This is a genomic window from Streptomyces sp. NPDC046939 (genome assembly GCF_040644575.1).
In the GTDB taxonomy this organism is placed as follows: Bacteria; Actinomycetota; Actinomycetes; order Streptomycetales; family Streptomycetaceae; genus Streptomyces.
This window is the reverse complement of the sequence record NZ_JBEYWV010000001.1, coordinates 385,746-398,549: the sequence shown is the minus strand read 5'-3', so window position 1 is coordinate 398,549 and position 12,804 is coordinate 385,746. Positions and strand designations below refer to the sequence as shown.

Genomic DNA, 12,804 nt, shown 5'->3' with positions numbered 1-12,804 from the left:
CCCGCACCGGTGCTCCGGTCATCCGGTGTGCTCCCCACTGCCCCCACCTTGCCACCCAGTCCCGCCCGACATGATCCAAAGGGAACACGTCGACGAGGGGGTGCCCGGTTGCGGCAGGTGTGCGTCTCACCGCAGGTCCGGCCGTTTCCGGGTGGGTTTGTTCGTGCGGATGCGGTGGCGTGGGTGGCTCTGGCGGGGTGGGCGGCTGAGGGTGATCTGGCGCATGAGCTGCTGGAAGCAGACCAGCGCGGCGAGGGCGGGGAGCGCGGCGGTGGCCGCGTCCAGGGGGCGGTGCGCGGCCTGCGCGACGCACAGCACCATGGCGACGACCGAGAAGAGCAGGACGACCGCCCAGGAGTGGGCGGCACGGCGCCGGTGCAGACCGGCCCGCAGGACCGAGAGCGAGGCGACGATCCAGGGCCCGTAGATCAACAGCGGCCAGGCGTTGACCGTGTAGGTGGCGGTGCGGTGCACGGCGAGCTGGCGCAGCGGGTGGTAGCTGACCATGCCGCCGAAGACGCACACCACGGACACGGTGACGGCGGCGAGCGCCGCGATGACCATGCTGGTCAGACGGAGCAGACCGCCGGAGGGCCGTTTGCGGGCGTGGGAGTAGGAGCGGTGGCGGCGGACGGGCGGGGAAGGGTGCGCCGCTTCCGCCTCGGTGGCCGTTTCCTCGGACGCCGGAGCCGTGGGGGCCTCGGGCTCCTCCGGCTCGGGGGTGAGCGGGGCCTCGTCCTGGAGGAACGGCGGGACGCTGTCCGCTTCCGGGTCCGACGCCCGGGTCTCTTCGTCGATGGCCTCGCCCAGCAGATAGGCGAGTTCCTCGGTCGGATCCCAGTGCGGGCCCACCGAGTGGAGCGGAGGCAGCGGCGTCTCCCACTGCTGCTGGTAGTCGACGGAAGGCTCCGCGGGGCTGTCGCCCGCGGGGCCGGGGATGAAGGGCTGGGTGCGGCGGTGGCGACCGGACATCTCATGCACGGCGGTACTGCCAGGGGCCGCCGTACACCGGAGTGTCCTGATCGGGCCGCAGACCGACCGCGGCCATATAAGAGGTCTCGATGCGTGCGAGCCGGACCAGGAGATCCTGTACGGGCTCGGCGGAGTACCGCAGGTCCACGGAGTGGAAGTGGTCGCGCAGGGTCGCATGCGCCTCGGCCCCGCACGGTGGCGTGAAATACCAACTGCCCATACGGATCACATGTGTTGTATCGACCTGTGTACCCACGTCAACGTGTGCATTCGTTGCCGGACGTTCCGAAGGGATCTGCCGCCGCACTGTCGTCATATTGCGCACAACCGATCCTGTAGGCCGAAAGATGTGCGGCATACGGGTGGCGGCAAAGTCGCATTGTGGGCCCGTCAGGCTAGCGACTGATCGGTTCTGCAGCGCTTTGTCGGACTGTCGTCTCAGCGTTCCGCGAGCCATGACAGGAGGCGGCCCCGCGACCAGCAGCGGCCGACGGCCTCGACCCGCCGGTGAGGGCCGTCGAACAGCGCGACGCCGATGACGCTGTGCCCGGAGGCCGGCCGGTCCCCGAACGTCGGTACCGTCGGCGCGACCCCGACGCCCTCCACCGACACCCACGCCACCGGCCGGTGCGCCGCCGCCTCTTGGAGGCGGTGCAGGAAGCGCTGCCGCTTCTCCCGGGAGTGGCGCGAGAGCGCCCACGTCGTCAGGGCCACCGGCAGCGCGCCATCGGGCACAGGGGCGACGGCGTCGGGCAGCGCGGTCACGGCGTCACCGCGCAGGAGCAACGGCGGGGCCGTCGCCGCCAGCGCCATCTCCCGTTCGAGCCTGGCCGCCCGCTCCCGTTGCCCCGGGCGCAGGCAGGCCCGCAGCCATCGGGCGTCGTCCGCGTCGGTCACGTCGAGCGGATCGCGGTCGAGGCCGACGCGGGCGACGACCTCGGGGACCGCCCGCGCCGGGACGGGCCGCTCCCCCACGACGGACGCCGCCATCCGTACGGGCGACGAAGGGTCCCCGAGGGTCCGGCCGTCGTTGTCGTACGTGAGGGCGACGCGGTCGACGTTGAGGTTGAGCCCGGCCGAGCAGTTGACGTCGATCAGCCCGACCGCGTCCGCGCCCGCCCGGCGCGCCACCTCGGCGATGGCCGGATACAGCACGGGGCACCGCCCGGTCTCGTCGGGCCGCAACCGGTGGCGCACCGCCACGGCCGCCAGCTCGTCGGTCTTCTCCCGTACGGTGTCGATCGCCGCCCGCGCGGCGGCGTCACCGTCCCCGGCGGCGTACGCGGCGGCGAGCACCGGGGCGCGGCCCGCGAGGGCGAGGTAGTGCAGCGCGGCGAGGACGACGGCGGGGTGCCGCTTGCCGCTCGGCACGGTGTCGAGAGCGCGCAGCGCCTCCACCGACTCGCTCAGAGCGGCGGCGACTCCTTCGTACAGCGGGTACAGCGACGATACGTCGTCGGTCCCGGCCTGATTCTCCGGCTCGGCCTCACTGAGGCGCCGGAACGCCTGTGCGAGAGCATCGCTCCGGTCCGTCGCCCCCACGCGTCCCGCCGTCGACTGTGTCATGCCCGCAACCCCCACCTCGCGCTCGGTCGCAAGGAGTCTGCACCGGCCCGTGGAGGGTCACCGAGGTTTTCGGACGGCCGCGGGATGCCGTCAGGGTGCCTGTCCGTGCGGGGGGAGCGTGGCGTCGAGGGCTTCGCGGATGACCCGGTAGCAGGTACAGGCGTGGGTCAGGAGGCGGTCACGGTCCAGGATGGTGATGGTGCCCCGGCTGTAGTGGATGCAGCCGTCGGCGGCGAGGGCACCGGCCACCTCGCTGACCGAGGACCTGCGCACCGCAAGCATCTGGGCCAGGAACTTCTGCGTGAGGTCGAACCGGTCGCTGTGCATGCGGTCGGCCGTCATCAACAGCCAGCGGGCGCAACGCTCGTGCGTACGGTGGCCCCGGATGCAGCCCGCGTTGCGCGCCAACTGGGTGAACATCGACTGGGTGAAGCGCTGCATCACGTGTTGCAGCGGGCCGTCGAGGACGGCGATCTCGTGGCGGAACTGATCGGCGTCCATGCGCAGGGCGCGGCCCTCGACCTGGCAGAGCGAGCGTTCGGCGGCCGTGGCGACGCCGAGGAAGACGGGGAGGCCGACCATCCCCTCGTCGCCGACGGTGGCGACCTCGACGGTGGGGCCCTCCAGATCGGTGACGATGGAGCAGACCCCGATCACGGGGAAGTACACGGCCTCGATGCGCTCGCCCGGCCGGTACAGAATGGTCCCGGGCTTCAGATCGAAGGGTTCGAGGCGAGGACGCAGGTGGTCCCGCGCGTTCTTCGGTAGGGCGGCGAGGATCCGGTTGCCCCGCGGGTCGTACGGGTCGGCCCCGTCGCTCGTCATGAAGATCTGCCTCTCGTCCTGGCTCAGGTGGCGTATGCCGGGGGGATCGCCGCGGCCCAGGGCGGCAACGACACCCGCATCATGCTCGCCGCGCCGGGCACCATCACCAGGCTGACCAGCGCGTGGGCCAGCACCGGCAGGGGCAGTACGAAGTCTATGCACCCGGTGGCCATCGCCGCGCTCGGCATGCCGGGCGCCTCCGAGGTCGTCAGGTCCTGGGCGAGCGCGCGCCCGCCCGCGCCCCGGACGTGACGTACGCCCAGGGCTCCGTCGTGCATGCGGCCGGTCAGGACCGCGGCCAGCAGGCGCGGGCCGAAGGCGGCAGCGGCGGAGGTGAACGTCGGGTCCCCCGCGCAGTGGCCGTCCGCCGGGTGCAGCGTCACCGCGCCGTCCGGGGTGAACGCCGCCCAGCGGCCCGCCGGCACCACGTGGACGGAGCCGGGCACCAGCCGGTCCTGCTCCCGCAGCAGCCGCACCGGCAGCGCGGAGCGGTAGTCCAGCACCTTCGCCAGCGTGTCCCGCTCGCGCACCGGCCGGTGCTGCACCAGCACCAGCGCGGCGGGGAAGGACTCCGGCAGCGCCGACAGAATTTCGAGGTACGCACTCACGCCACCCAGCGACGCGGTCATGCAGACCACGTCGAAGGCGGCGGACGGGCTCTGTGCGGTGGCGGACACAACGGCAGTCTAATGCCCGCGACCGCACACAGGACGCGGAGTGGAGGTGGTGCCGGTGGAGGATGCTCTTGTTCTCAGCGGACCAGCGGACCAGCGGACGGCGCGATGTCGAAAGCGGGACGGTGGTTCCGTCCCAGGGGCAGCAGCGGCTACGCATCATCAAGGAGTGAGCGGCATGGCGGTTCAGCGGATGGACAACGTCGGCATCGTCGTCGAGGACATGGACGCCGCCATCGCGTTCTTCTCGGAGCTCGGCCTGGAGCTGGAGGGCCGGACGCAGGTCGAGGGCCGCTTCGCCGACCAATGCACCGGGCTCGACGGCGTCCGCTGCGACATCGCGATGCTCCGCAGCCCCGACGGTCACGGCCGGCTCGAACTGGCGCGGTACCTCAACCCCGCGCCGGTCGGCGACGGGCCGCGCGACAAACCCCACAACATCATCGGCACCCACCGCGTCATGTTCGCCGTCGACGACATCGAGGACACCGTCGCCCGCCTGCGCCCCCACGGCGCCGAACTCCTCGGCGAGATCGCCCGGTTCGAGGACATCTACCTGCTCTGCTACGTGCGCGGCCCGGCGGGCATCATCGTCGGACTGGCCGAGGAACTGCACTAAGCGGGCCCTTCGTCAGCACATCACTTGCCCGCCCCCGCACCGGACCCGCTCTTGCCCTGCGCGCCGATCAGGTCCGGCAGGCCCACGCTGCGACGCGGGCCCGATTCCAGGTCGAGCCGGTTGCAGGCTTCCGCGAAGCGCAGATACGTGTCGACGCTGGCCACGACGATCCGGATGTCGATCGTGAGCAGTTCGATGCCGATGACGGACACGCGGATGCAGGCGTCGATCACCAGGCCCCGGTCGAGGATCAGCTCCAGGACGTCATAGAGGCCGCTGGTGCCGCCCTGACCACCGCCGCGCCGCGCCGGGACCGTACTCATGAAGTCGCCTCTTCTTGTCGTTGAGGGCGACGGCGACCACGTCACCGCCGGGCGCATCAGTGGCGCCCGGCCCGTGAACGTCGTCACCGTCAACAGCCTCATGGCCCTCGAACCGCCTGTCGTTCCACGTGTCCCGTGCGTATGCCCGACTCCCCGCGCATCAGTCCTGCCGAGCGGGTTCCCAGACGGAGCAGTCGTGAGCGAAGAGCACGCGCCGCGGGTCGAAGTCGAGGAGTCGCTCCAGCCAGGGGGCGTGGCCGGGCAACGGTTGCCCCACCCCGTCGAGCGCCGCCTGGTGGGCCAGTTGGTCCGACGCGAACTGCGAGGCGAAGTCGTACGCCTGACCGGCCAGGACCACGGTGCCGTCGCTCCGCCGCAGGACCAGTGACTGGTGTCCCGGGGTGTGCCCTGGCGTCGGCACGACCCACACGTCCTGCCGGATCTCGGCCTCACCCCTGAGCACGTCGTAGGAGGCGCCGGGGAAGTCGATCAGCTCGTCGATGGTGTAGTCGCCGCGGCGGGCGGCAGCCAGCTCCGTCTCCTGGACGAGGATCGGCTTCCCCGCCAGAAGGGGGTTCCCGCCGCAATGGTCGAAGTGGAGGTGGCAGTTCACCACCAGGGAGATGTCGCCGAGGGTAACTCCGGCCGCGGCCAGCGCTTCTGGCAGCGGACGCCGTCGTGGCCGGTAATGCGCCTCCGTGGCCGGGTCGGCGTCGCCGATGCCCGTGTCGAAGAGGATCAGGCCCTTCTCGTGTCGGACCAGGTAGGCGAGTACGGGTTCGACCCTCGGTCGCGGGCCGCACGTCTCGGGGGCCGGGCGGATGAAGTAGCCCAGGTCGAGTCGGCGTACCGACATGTTCTCTGCCATGGGGGCCGTGCAGTGGCTCTGCCCAGAGCGGAGAGGCGCCCGGTGTCCCGCAGGGTCAGCGCCGAATCGGCGGATGCGTGAGGGGTTCGGCGGCGTGTCGCTTTCGGGTTGTCTGGATTGCGGCAAAGGTGAGGTTCCCGTCCCCGTTCGAGTCAGGAGCCCGTTCATGAGTGTGCGCGTTGCCGTGATCTATTACAGCGCGACCGGAAACGTCCATCAGTTGGCCCGGGCGGTGGCGGAGGGCGCCACCGCGGCGAACGCCGAGGTCCGTCTGCGCCGGGTGCACGAGCTCGCGCCGGACACGGCCATCGACGCCAACCCCGCGTGGCGCGCGCACGTGGACTCCACGAAGAACGAGGTGGAGGAGGCGACCCTGGAGGACCTGGAGTGGGCGACGGCGTACGCGTTCGGCAGCCCCACCCGGTTCGGCAACGTCGCGTCGCAGCTCAAGCAGTTCATCGACCTGACCGGCGGCCAGTGGCAGGCGGGTGTCTTCCACAACAAGCCCGCCACCACTTTCACCTCCGCGATGAACCGGCACGGCGGCCAGGAGTCGACCATCCTGTCGCTGAACAACGTGCTGTACCACTGGGGTTGCCTCATCGTCCCGCCGGGCTACACCGACCCGCTCCTGTTCGCCGCGGGCGGCAACCCGTACGGCACGAGCTGGGCGAGCGGCGGCGGTGAGACCCCCGACGAGGCGACGCTTGAGGCCGCCCGCTACCAGGGCCGTCACCTGGCGGACATCGCCCAGCGTCTGCGCTGACCGGCGCCGCCCGCCAGGCCGGGCGCGTCGGCTGAGCGGATCACTTCGCGGCGCGGGGTTCGCGGGTCGCGAGGGTGATGAGCGCGACGTCGTCACGCCCGGTCGGCGGCAGGTGGGTGAGCAGGTGGTTGCACATGTCCTCGGGGGCTTCGGGGCCCTTGGCGGCGATGGCGGCCAGGCGGTCGAGGGACACGTCGAGGTGTTCGCTGGGGTGCTCGATGAGGCCGTCGGTGGTGAGGATGAGCAGGTCGCCGGGGTGCAGGGCGAGGGTGCTCGCGGGCGGCTGGGGAAGTCTGAGGCCGAGGAGCGGGCCGTGTTCGTGGTGGTAGGCGGGTGCGGCGGCCGGGCGGAGGTGCAGGGGCGGCAGGTGTCCGGCGTTGGCGATGTGGAGGGTCCGCGTGCCGGAGTCGGTGTCGGTCTCCAGCAGCGTGATGCACAGGGTGGCGGTGACGCCGGGCGCGACGGTGGTGAGGAGGGTGTCGAGGAGTTGCAGGATGACGTGCGGCGGGTGCCCTTCGAGGGCGTAGGCCCGCAGGGCGTGCCGGAGCTGCCCCATGATCATCGCGGCTTCGAGTGAGTGCCCGGCCACGTCGCCGATGGCGGTGATGAGACCGCCCGGGGTGGTGAGGACCTCGTAGAAGTCGCCGCCGATCTCGGTGTGTTCGCTGGCGGGCAGGTAGCGGACGGCGAGCCGGGCGTGGGGTGTGTCGGGGAGCGCCTCGGGCAGGAAGCTGCGCTGGAGGGTGAGGGCGAGGGTGTGTTCCTCGCTGTAGGTGCGCAGGGTCTCCAGGGCGAGGGCGGTGGTGTGGGTGACTTGGCCGAGGAGTTCCTCGTCGTCCTGGGAGGAGTGTTCGGTGCCGGGTGTCTCCACCGTGTCGGCGTCGGACGGGGCGGCGGGGTGTGGGACGACGATGCAGGTGGGCGGGCGTGCGCCTTTGGTGCGGGCCGCGGCGAGGAGGTAGCGGCGGCCGTCGACGGAAGAGGTGTGGGGGGCGACGTGGACGCCGCCTCCGCTCAGCAGCGCCGACGCCTCGGCGAGCACGTGTGCGTCCGGCTCGGCGGAGGTGAGCGGGTGTCGCGAGGTGTGCACGGTGCCGTCGGGCGCGGTGAGCATCACGGTGGCCGGACGGCTGAGGACGGTGGCGGCGCCGACGGCGGCGGCGCGGGCGAGGGCGGGTGTGTCGGGGGCACTGTAGAGGGCGAGGGTGGTGCCGTGGAGTTGGTGGAGCCGCTCGGCGAGGGTCTCGGCGCGGCGGCGGGCGCGGGTGTAGCGCAGGGTGGCCGAGAGGGTGGCGATGAGTTCGTCGGGGGCGATGGGTTCGGTGAGGTAGGCGTCGGCGCCGCGGTTGAGGCCCTGGGTGCGGTCGGTGGCGCTGACGGCGGTCGCGGAGATGTGGAGCACGGGGACGCCCGCGGTGCGGGGGTGCGACTTGATGCGTTCGCACACCTCGAAGCCGGTCAGGTCGGGCAGTTGTACGTCGATGATGGCGGCTTCCGGGACGACGGGTGCCGTGCGGAGCAGTTCGAGCGCGGTGGTGCCGTCCTCGGCCTCGATGATGTCGTGTCCGGCCCGGCGCAGGGTGGTGCCGAGGACGTAGCGGGCGATGGGGTTGTCGTCGACGACCAGGACGAGTGCGGGCCCGCCGTCGGGTGCGGTGTGCGTCATGGCTGATCGGCGTCCTTGTCGGGCGACGGCGCTTCTCCGCTGCCTTCCCCGGTGGGGGCGAGGGCGGCGGTCAGGGCGGCGGCGGTGAGGTGTGCTTTGGACAGGATCGTCCGGCCGCGCAGCCGTGTGTGGTCGATCTCGTGCGGGTCGGCGGAGGTGAGGACGACGACGGGCAGGTGTGCGGTGGCGGGGTCGGCGTCGAGTGCGGCGAGGAGCGCGTAGCCGTCGGGTGCGGGCATCATCAGGTCGATGAGGACGGCGTCGGGGCGCAGTCGCCTGATGGTGTCCATGGCGTGGCGGCTGTCGCTGATCTCGGTGTGCTGTGCGGCGAGTTCCCGCAGGACGGGGCGCAGCGCGGTCAGGGAGGCGGGGTCGTCGTCGATGACGACGGCGGAGGCGAAGGCGTGGCGGGGGCGGGGCGCCGCGGGCGCGTCGGCGGCGGGCTCGGTGACGGGTGGCCGGGCGGGCAGCTCGACCGTCACCCGGGTGCCGTGGCCGGGGCGGCTGGTGAGGGTGAGCCGGCCGCCGAGGATGCTGGTCAGCCGTCGGGCGTAGGGCAGCCCGAGGCCCGTACCGGCGCGACCGCGCTGGTGCTGCCCCCGCACCTGGTAGAACTCCTCGAAGACTCTCTCCACCTGGTCCTGCGGGATGCCCACCCCGGTGTCGCGCACGCTCAGCACGAACCAGTCCGCGTCGTCGCGCCGCTCGGCGGCGACCTCCAGGTCCACCTCGCCGTTCTCGGTGAACTTCAGCGCGTTGGACAGGATGTTGCGCAGGACCCGGGTGAGGATGACCTCGTCGCTGATCAACTGCACGGGCAGGTGCGGGTCCGCGATGCGCAGGGTGACGCCCGCGCGGGTCATGCCCTGCATGGTGCCCCGCAGCAGGTGCAGCAGCGTACGCAGGTCGACGGGTGCCCAGTGCGGGTCGAGGCGGCCGGACTCCGCCTTGGCCACGTCGAGGAGTTCCTCGACGAGCGCCAGCATGGTCGTGCCGGAGGCGGAGATCATCGTGATCTGCTGGCGCTGCTCGTCGGTGAGCCGGTCCGATTCGGGGGCGAGCAGCAGCCGGGTCAGGGCGATGACGGAGTTGACCGGGGAGCGCAGTTCGTGGCTGACGTTGGCCCAGAACCGCGTCTTGGACTCCGACGCCTCGCGCAACTGGCGTGACTTGTCCTCCAGTTCGGCGTAGAGGGCGACGACCCCGCTGTTGGTCTCCTCCAGTTCGCGGGCGAGCTCGGAGTACATGGCGACGACGCCGCTGTTGGTCTCCTCCAACTCGGCGTTCAGGCGCGTGAGTTCCTCCTGCTGGCTGCGGGACTCCTCCAACGCCGCGAGGAGGTTCCGGTTCTGGAGCCGCAGGACCTCGCCGAGGTCGACGCCGTCGACGGTCCGCAGGGCCAGGCGGCAGGCGGCCGCCGTCTCGTCGGGGCTCCCCTGCGCGGAGGTCCGCTGGGCGAAGACGACGCCGTGTCCGTCCGCGGCGACCGTCACGGTGTCGAGCAGCCGTTCGGCGGCTGCGGCGACGCCCCTGCTCAGCGGTCGCGGACCGCCCCAGGCGAGCCGCGCCTCGACGCGCAGTCCGCCGGTCGCCGCGACGAGGTCCAGGCGTCCGTTCAGCCCCTCGGCCCCGAGCAGGTCCTGGCCCGCCTCGCTGAGGACCGTCGCCATCCGTACCAGCGCGGATCCCCGCACCCCGGCGGCGCGGCACACCGCCTGCAGGCAGCGGCGCATCATGAGCACGCTCTGCTGGTCCTCCAGCGCGGTGGCGTACAGCTCGTACGCCACCGGGGCCCCGGTCATCGGGAGGGTACGGGGACGACGACGATGCCCGCGTCGTCGCGCCGCATTCCGGCCTGGTTGAGGATCTGGCCGGCGATCACCGCGGGGTGCCGCCACAGCAGCCCGGGCAGGTCGGCGGGCGACCAGCGCTGGTGCAGCCCGTCGGAGTGCATGACGAGGGCGCTGCCCGCCACGAGGTCGGCGGAGTAGGTGCGGACGGTGGGCATCTGCACGCCCACGATCCCGGGATGCGACAGCAGCGCCGAGCGCCGGGACGGCTCGACCATGAACGCGCTGATGTTGCCGACGCCGCACAGGTCGACGCGGCCGGCCCGCGGGTCCAGGCGCGCGACCGCCAGGGCGGCGCCCCGGGTGCCCCGCAGCCCGTCGTGCAGCTGGCGCAGGACGTCGTGGGGGTGGACCGCCGCCGACCGGCGGAAGATCTGGCGCGCGCGTTCACCGACCCGCGCGGCCAGCGGCCCGTGGCCCAGTCCGTCGCACATCAGCACCATCACCGGACCGTCACCGCGGGCGTCGTCGGCGGTGATCCGCACCGCCCAGGTGTCGCCGCAGACGGTCTCCCCGCTGATCGGCCGCGTGAGTCCGGCCGCCACGGGACGCGTGCCGTCCTCGTCCGTGGCCCCGTCGCCGCCGACCCGGTACGAGAGGGGGCGCTCGCCGTGGAAACGGGCGAACAGGACCGTCCCGCGCCCCGGCAGCGAGTGCACGTCGAAGGTGTCGGCGAGCCGCTCGATCGCCCCGAGGCCGATGCCGAGGGTGCCGCCGCTGGAGTATCCGTCGCGCACCGCGCCGTTGACGTCGGCCATGCCGGGGCCGGTGTCCAGGCACAGGCACTCCACGGCCACCTGGTTGCCCATCCTGCTCATGCGCAGGGCTATGGCTCCGTCGTCGGCGTGGCGCATCAGGTTGGTGGCGATCTCGGTCACCGCGAGCGACACCTCGGCGACGCGGCTCTCGGCGAGGCCGATCCGGGTCGCGAGCGCGGCCGCCTCCCGGCGGGCCGTGGCGGCGAGGGCGCTGCCCGCCCTCAGCCACACCACGTCCTCGGCTTCGATGACCAGGAAACTGCTCACCGGTTCCACTTGACCACTCTCACCGTCGTGCCCTGCGGCCCGGTCTCCAGGTCGAACTTGTCGACCAGCCGGCGCGCGCCGCTGAGCCCGAGGCCCATGCCGCCGCCGGACGTCCATCCGTCGGTGAGCGCCAGGTCGACGTCGGGTATGCCAGGGCCCTGGTCCTGGAACTCCACCCATACGCCCCTGCGGCTGCCCTCGGTGGTGATGCGGCTGCGGATCACTCCGCCCTTGCCGTACACCACCATGTTGCGGCCCAGTTCACTGGCGGCGGTGACCAGCTTGGTCTGCTGCACGAGCGGCAGCCCCGCCTGCTGGGCCATGGTGCGGACCATCTGGCGCGCGGTGACGACGTCCGAGTTGCCGGCGACGGACACCGACTCCACCGGGGCGCCCTCGGCCCCGTACTCGCTCATGCCTGGACGCCGGACTCAGCAGCACGCAGTCCGCGCAGGAGGGCGAGGCCCTGCTCCAGGTTGAGAGCCGTGCGGACGCCCTTGAGCGACAGACCCAGCTCCACCAGCGTGATCGCGACCGCGGGGCGCATGCCGCACACGATGGTCGTGGCGCCGAGGATGCGCGAGATCGACGCGATCGTCGCCAGCATCCGGCCCACGAACGAGTCCACGATCTCCACCGCGGAGATGTCGATGATCACGCCGTGGGCGGCGGACGCCACGATCCGCTCCGACAGGTCCTCGTGCAGGTCGAGGACCGTCTGGTCCTCCAGGTCCGTCTGGATCGAGACCAGCAGCACGTCACCGATCTTCATGATCGGAACCCGCTCGCTCACAGCGTGCCCCCGGCCGCCAGGGCCCGCTGGCGTTCCGCGTCGGCGAGGGCGAACCGCAACGCGTCCGCCAGGGTCGCCTTCGTCGGGATGTCACCGAACTCGACGCCGAGCGCCACGAGGGTCTGCGCGATCTGCGGACGCACACCGGAGATGGTGCAGGTCGCGCCCATCATCCGCGCGGCCACGACCGTCTTGAGGAGGTGCTGGGCGACCTGGGTGTCCACCGTCGGGACACCCGTGATGTCGATGATGGCCTGCGTGGAGTTGGAGTCCACCAGCGCCTGCAGCAGTTTCTCCATCACCACCTGGGTGCGGGCCGAGTCCAGCGTGCCGACCAGGGGCACGCCGACGACGCCCTCCCAGAGCTTCACGACCGGCGTCGACAGTTCGAGCAACTGCTCCGCCTGCGAGGAGATGATCTCCTCACGGGTACGGGCGTGCTCCTCGACCGTGAACAGACCGAGGTCGTCCAGGAGGCGCGCAAGGGCCAGGTAGGCCTCGCTCTGCGCGCTGTCACCGGTCAGGCTCGGCTCGAGGACCTGCTTCAGCGCGAACACGCTGACGGCGGTCTCGGTCGGGGTGAAGCCCTGCCGGGCGCGGTTGCGCGACAGCTCCACGAGGAGGCTGCGCACCTCGGCGAAGGCGCTGCCCCGCCCGGCGAGGCCGCCCGCGGCGACGGCGTTCGCCAGCGCGTCGTACAGTTCACCGAGTTCCCGAGCCAGCTCGGCGTCGCTCAGCCGGCCGTGGAGCGTCGCGCCCACGGTGCGCACCCACGTCGCGACGAACTCCTCGCGCTGCTTCGTCAGGAGTTCGTGCAGACGCTGTGCGCCTATCTCGCTCGCCATGTCAGCCCTTCA

15 protein-coding genes are annotated in these 12,804 nt (G+C 72.0%); 2 read left to right on the top strand and 13 right to left on the bottom strand.

Annotated elements, in window-relative coordinates; translation table 11 throughout:
* Nucleotides 1-126: 126 nt before the first annotated feature.
* The 5 genes from ABZ877_RS01990 to ABZ877_RS01970 form a co-directional block, all read right to left on the bottom strand.
* A complete protein-coding gene (locus ABZ877_RS01990; RefSeq protein WP_361062672.1) occupies nucleotides 127-972 on the bottom strand; it encodes a DUF2637 domain-containing protein in 846 nt (281 codons plus the stop codon).
* 1 nt (nucleotide 973) lies between these two features.
* A complete protein-coding gene (locus ABZ877_RS01985; RefSeq protein ID WP_361062669.1) occupies nucleotides 974-1,297 on the bottom strand; it encodes a hypothetical protein in 324 nt (107 codons plus the stop codon).
* A gap of 113 nt (nucleotides 1,298-1,410) precedes the next feature.
* Entirely contained in the window at nucleotides 1,411-2,538 is a 1,128-nt protein-coding gene (locus ABZ877_RS01980) for a DUF2332 domain-containing protein (protein ID WP_361062666.1), read from the bottom strand.
* Between the two features lie 90 nt (nucleotides 2,539-2,628).
* Entirely contained in the window at nucleotides 2,629-3,363 is a 735-nt protein-coding gene (locus ABZ877_RS01975) for a Crp/Fnr family transcriptional regulator (RefSeq protein WP_361062664.1), read from the bottom strand.
* 23 nt (nucleotides 3,364-3,386) lie between these two features.
* Nucleotides 3,387-4,040, bottom strand: coding sequence for a chemotaxis protein CheB (locus ABZ877_RS01970; protein ID WP_361062661.1), 654 nt, complete (start codon nucleotides 4,038-4,040; stop codon nucleotides 3,387-3,389).
* A gap of 175 nt (nucleotides 4,041-4,215) precedes the next feature.
* Between ABZ877_RS01970 and ABZ877_RS01965 the strand changes: the two genes are divergently transcribed.
* Entirely contained in the window at nucleotides 4,216-4,656 is a 441-nt protein-coding gene (locus ABZ877_RS01965) for a VOC family protein (protein ID WP_361062658.1), read from the top strand.
* Nucleotides 4,657-4,676: 20 nt separating this feature from the next.
* Here the strand turns inward: ABZ877_RS01965 and gvpJ are convergent, their stop codons facing one another.
* Together gvpJ and ABZ877_RS01955 are read right to left on the bottom strand one after the other, a co-directional pair.
* Nucleotides 4,677-4,979, bottom strand: coding sequence for a gas vesicle protein GvpJ (gvpJ, locus tag ABZ877_RS01960; protein ID WP_361062655.1), 303 nt, complete (start codon nucleotides 4,977-4,979; stop codon nucleotides 4,677-4,679).
* 160 nt (nucleotides 4,980-5,139) lie between these two features.
* The gene (locus ABZ877_RS01955; protein WP_361062652.1) at nucleotides 5,140-5,847 is read right to left on the bottom strand and encodes an N-acyl homoserine lactonase family protein; all 708 of its coding nucleotides are present in this window, start codon (nucleotides 5,845-5,847) and stop codon (nucleotides 5,140-5,142) included.
* Nucleotides 5,848-6,013: 166 nt separating this feature from the next.
* On the opposite strand from ABZ877_RS01955, the gene wrbA reads away from it, so the two are divergent.
* Nucleotides 6,014-6,613: an NAD(P)H:quinone oxidoreductase gene (gene wrbA, locus ABZ877_RS01950; RefSeq protein WP_361062649.1), complete on the top strand. Its 600-nt coding sequence runs from the start codon at nucleotides 6,014-6,016 to the stop codon at nucleotides 6,611-6,613.
* Between the two features lie 40 nt (nucleotides 6,614-6,653).
* Here the strand turns inward: wrbA and ABZ877_RS01945 are convergent, their stop codons facing one another.
* From ABZ877_RS01945 to ABZ877_RS01920, 6 genes are read right to left on the bottom strand one after another with little or no spacing between them, the layout of a single operon-like run.
* The gene (locus ABZ877_RS01945) at nucleotides 6,654-8,279 is read right to left on the bottom strand and encodes a fused response regulator/phosphatase (protein WP_361062646.1); all 1,626 of its coding nucleotides are present in this window, start codon (nucleotides 8,277-8,279) and stop codon (nucleotides 6,654-6,656) included.
* On the bottom strand, nucleotides 8,276-10,081 hold the full coding sequence (locus ABZ877_RS01940; protein ID WP_361062643.1) for a hybrid sensor histidine kinase/response regulator: 1,806 nt from the start codon (nucleotides 10,079-10,081) through the stop codon (nucleotides 8,276-8,278). The genes ABZ877_RS01945 and ABZ877_RS01940 overlap by 4 nt, the downstream gene beginning before the upstream one ends.
* Nucleotides 10,078-11,154: an ATP-binding SpoIIE family protein phosphatase gene (locus ABZ877_RS01935; RefSeq protein ID WP_361062640.1), complete on the bottom strand. Its 1,077-nt coding sequence runs from the start codon at nucleotides 11,152-11,154 to the stop codon at nucleotides 10,078-10,080. Before ABZ877_RS01935 ends, ABZ877_RS01940 begins: the two co-directional genes overlap by 4 nt.
* The gene (locus tag ABZ877_RS01930) at nucleotides 11,151-11,570 is read right to left on the bottom strand and encodes an ATP-binding protein (RefSeq protein ID WP_361062637.1); all 420 of its coding nucleotides are present in this window, start codon (nucleotides 11,568-11,570) and stop codon (nucleotides 11,151-11,153) included. The genes ABZ877_RS01935 and ABZ877_RS01930 overlap by 4 nt, the downstream gene beginning before the upstream one ends.
* Nucleotides 11,567-11,947, bottom strand: a complete 381-nt coding sequence (locus tag ABZ877_RS01925) for an STAS domain-containing protein (protein ID WP_361062634.1) — start codon at nucleotides 11,945-11,947, stop codon at nucleotides 11,567-11,569. The genes ABZ877_RS01930 and ABZ877_RS01925 overlap by 4 nt, the downstream gene beginning before the upstream one ends.
* Nucleotides 11,944-12,792: an STAS domain-containing protein gene (locus ABZ877_RS01920; protein WP_361062631.1), complete on the bottom strand. Its 849-nt coding sequence runs from the start codon at nucleotides 12,790-12,792 to the stop codon at nucleotides 11,944-11,946. Before ABZ877_RS01920 ends, ABZ877_RS01925 begins: the two co-directional genes overlap by 4 nt.
* Nucleotides 12,793-12,804: the final 12 nt, after the last annotated feature.

Excerpts from the sequence above, each read along its gene's own strand:
- ABZ877_RS01990 (WP_361062672.1), bottom strand. The coding sequence starts at position 972 with ATGTCCGGTCGCCACCGCCGCACCCAGCCCTTCATCCCCGGCCCCGCG.
- ABZ877_RS01930 (WP_361062637.1), bottom strand. The coding sequence starts at position 11,570 with ATGAGCGAGTACGGGGCCGAGGGCGCCCCGGTGGAGTCGGTGTCCGTC.
- ABZ877_RS01940 (WP_361062643.1), bottom strand. The coding sequence starts at position 10,081 with ATGACCGGGGCCCCGGTGGCGTACGAGCTGTACGCCACCGCGCTGGAG.
- ABZ877_RS01945 (WP_361062646.1), bottom strand. The coding sequence starts at position 8,279 with ATGACGCACACCGCACCCGACGGCGGGCCCGCACTCGTCCTGGTCGTC.
- gvpJ (WP_361062655.1), bottom strand. The coding sequence starts at position 4,979 with ATGAGTACGGTCCCGGCGCGGCGCGGCGGTGGTCAGGGCGGCACCAGC.
- ABZ877_RS01980 (WP_361062666.1), bottom strand. The coding sequence starts at position 2,538 with ATGACACAGTCGACGGCGGGACGCGTGGGGGCGACGGACCGGAGCGAT.
- wrbA (WP_361062649.1), top strand. The coding sequence starts at position 6,014 with ATGAGTGTGCGCGTTGCCGTGATCTATTACAGCGCGACCGGAAACGTC.
- ABZ877_RS01955 (WP_361062652.1), bottom strand. The coding sequence starts at position 5,847 with ATGGCAGAGAACATGTCGGTACGCCGACTCGACCTGGGCTACTTCATC.
- ABZ877_RS01965 (WP_361062658.1), top strand. The coding sequence starts at position 4,216 with ATGGCGGTTCAGCGGATGGACAACGTCGGCATCGTCGTCGAGGACATG.
- ABZ877_RS01920 (WP_361062631.1), bottom strand. The coding sequence starts at position 12,792 with ATGGCGAGCGAGATAGGCGCACAGCGTCTGCACGAACTCCTGACGAAG.
- ABZ877_RS01975 (WP_361062664.1), bottom strand. The coding sequence starts at position 3,363 with ATGACGAGCGACGGGGCCGACCCGTACGACCCGCGGGGCAACCGGATC.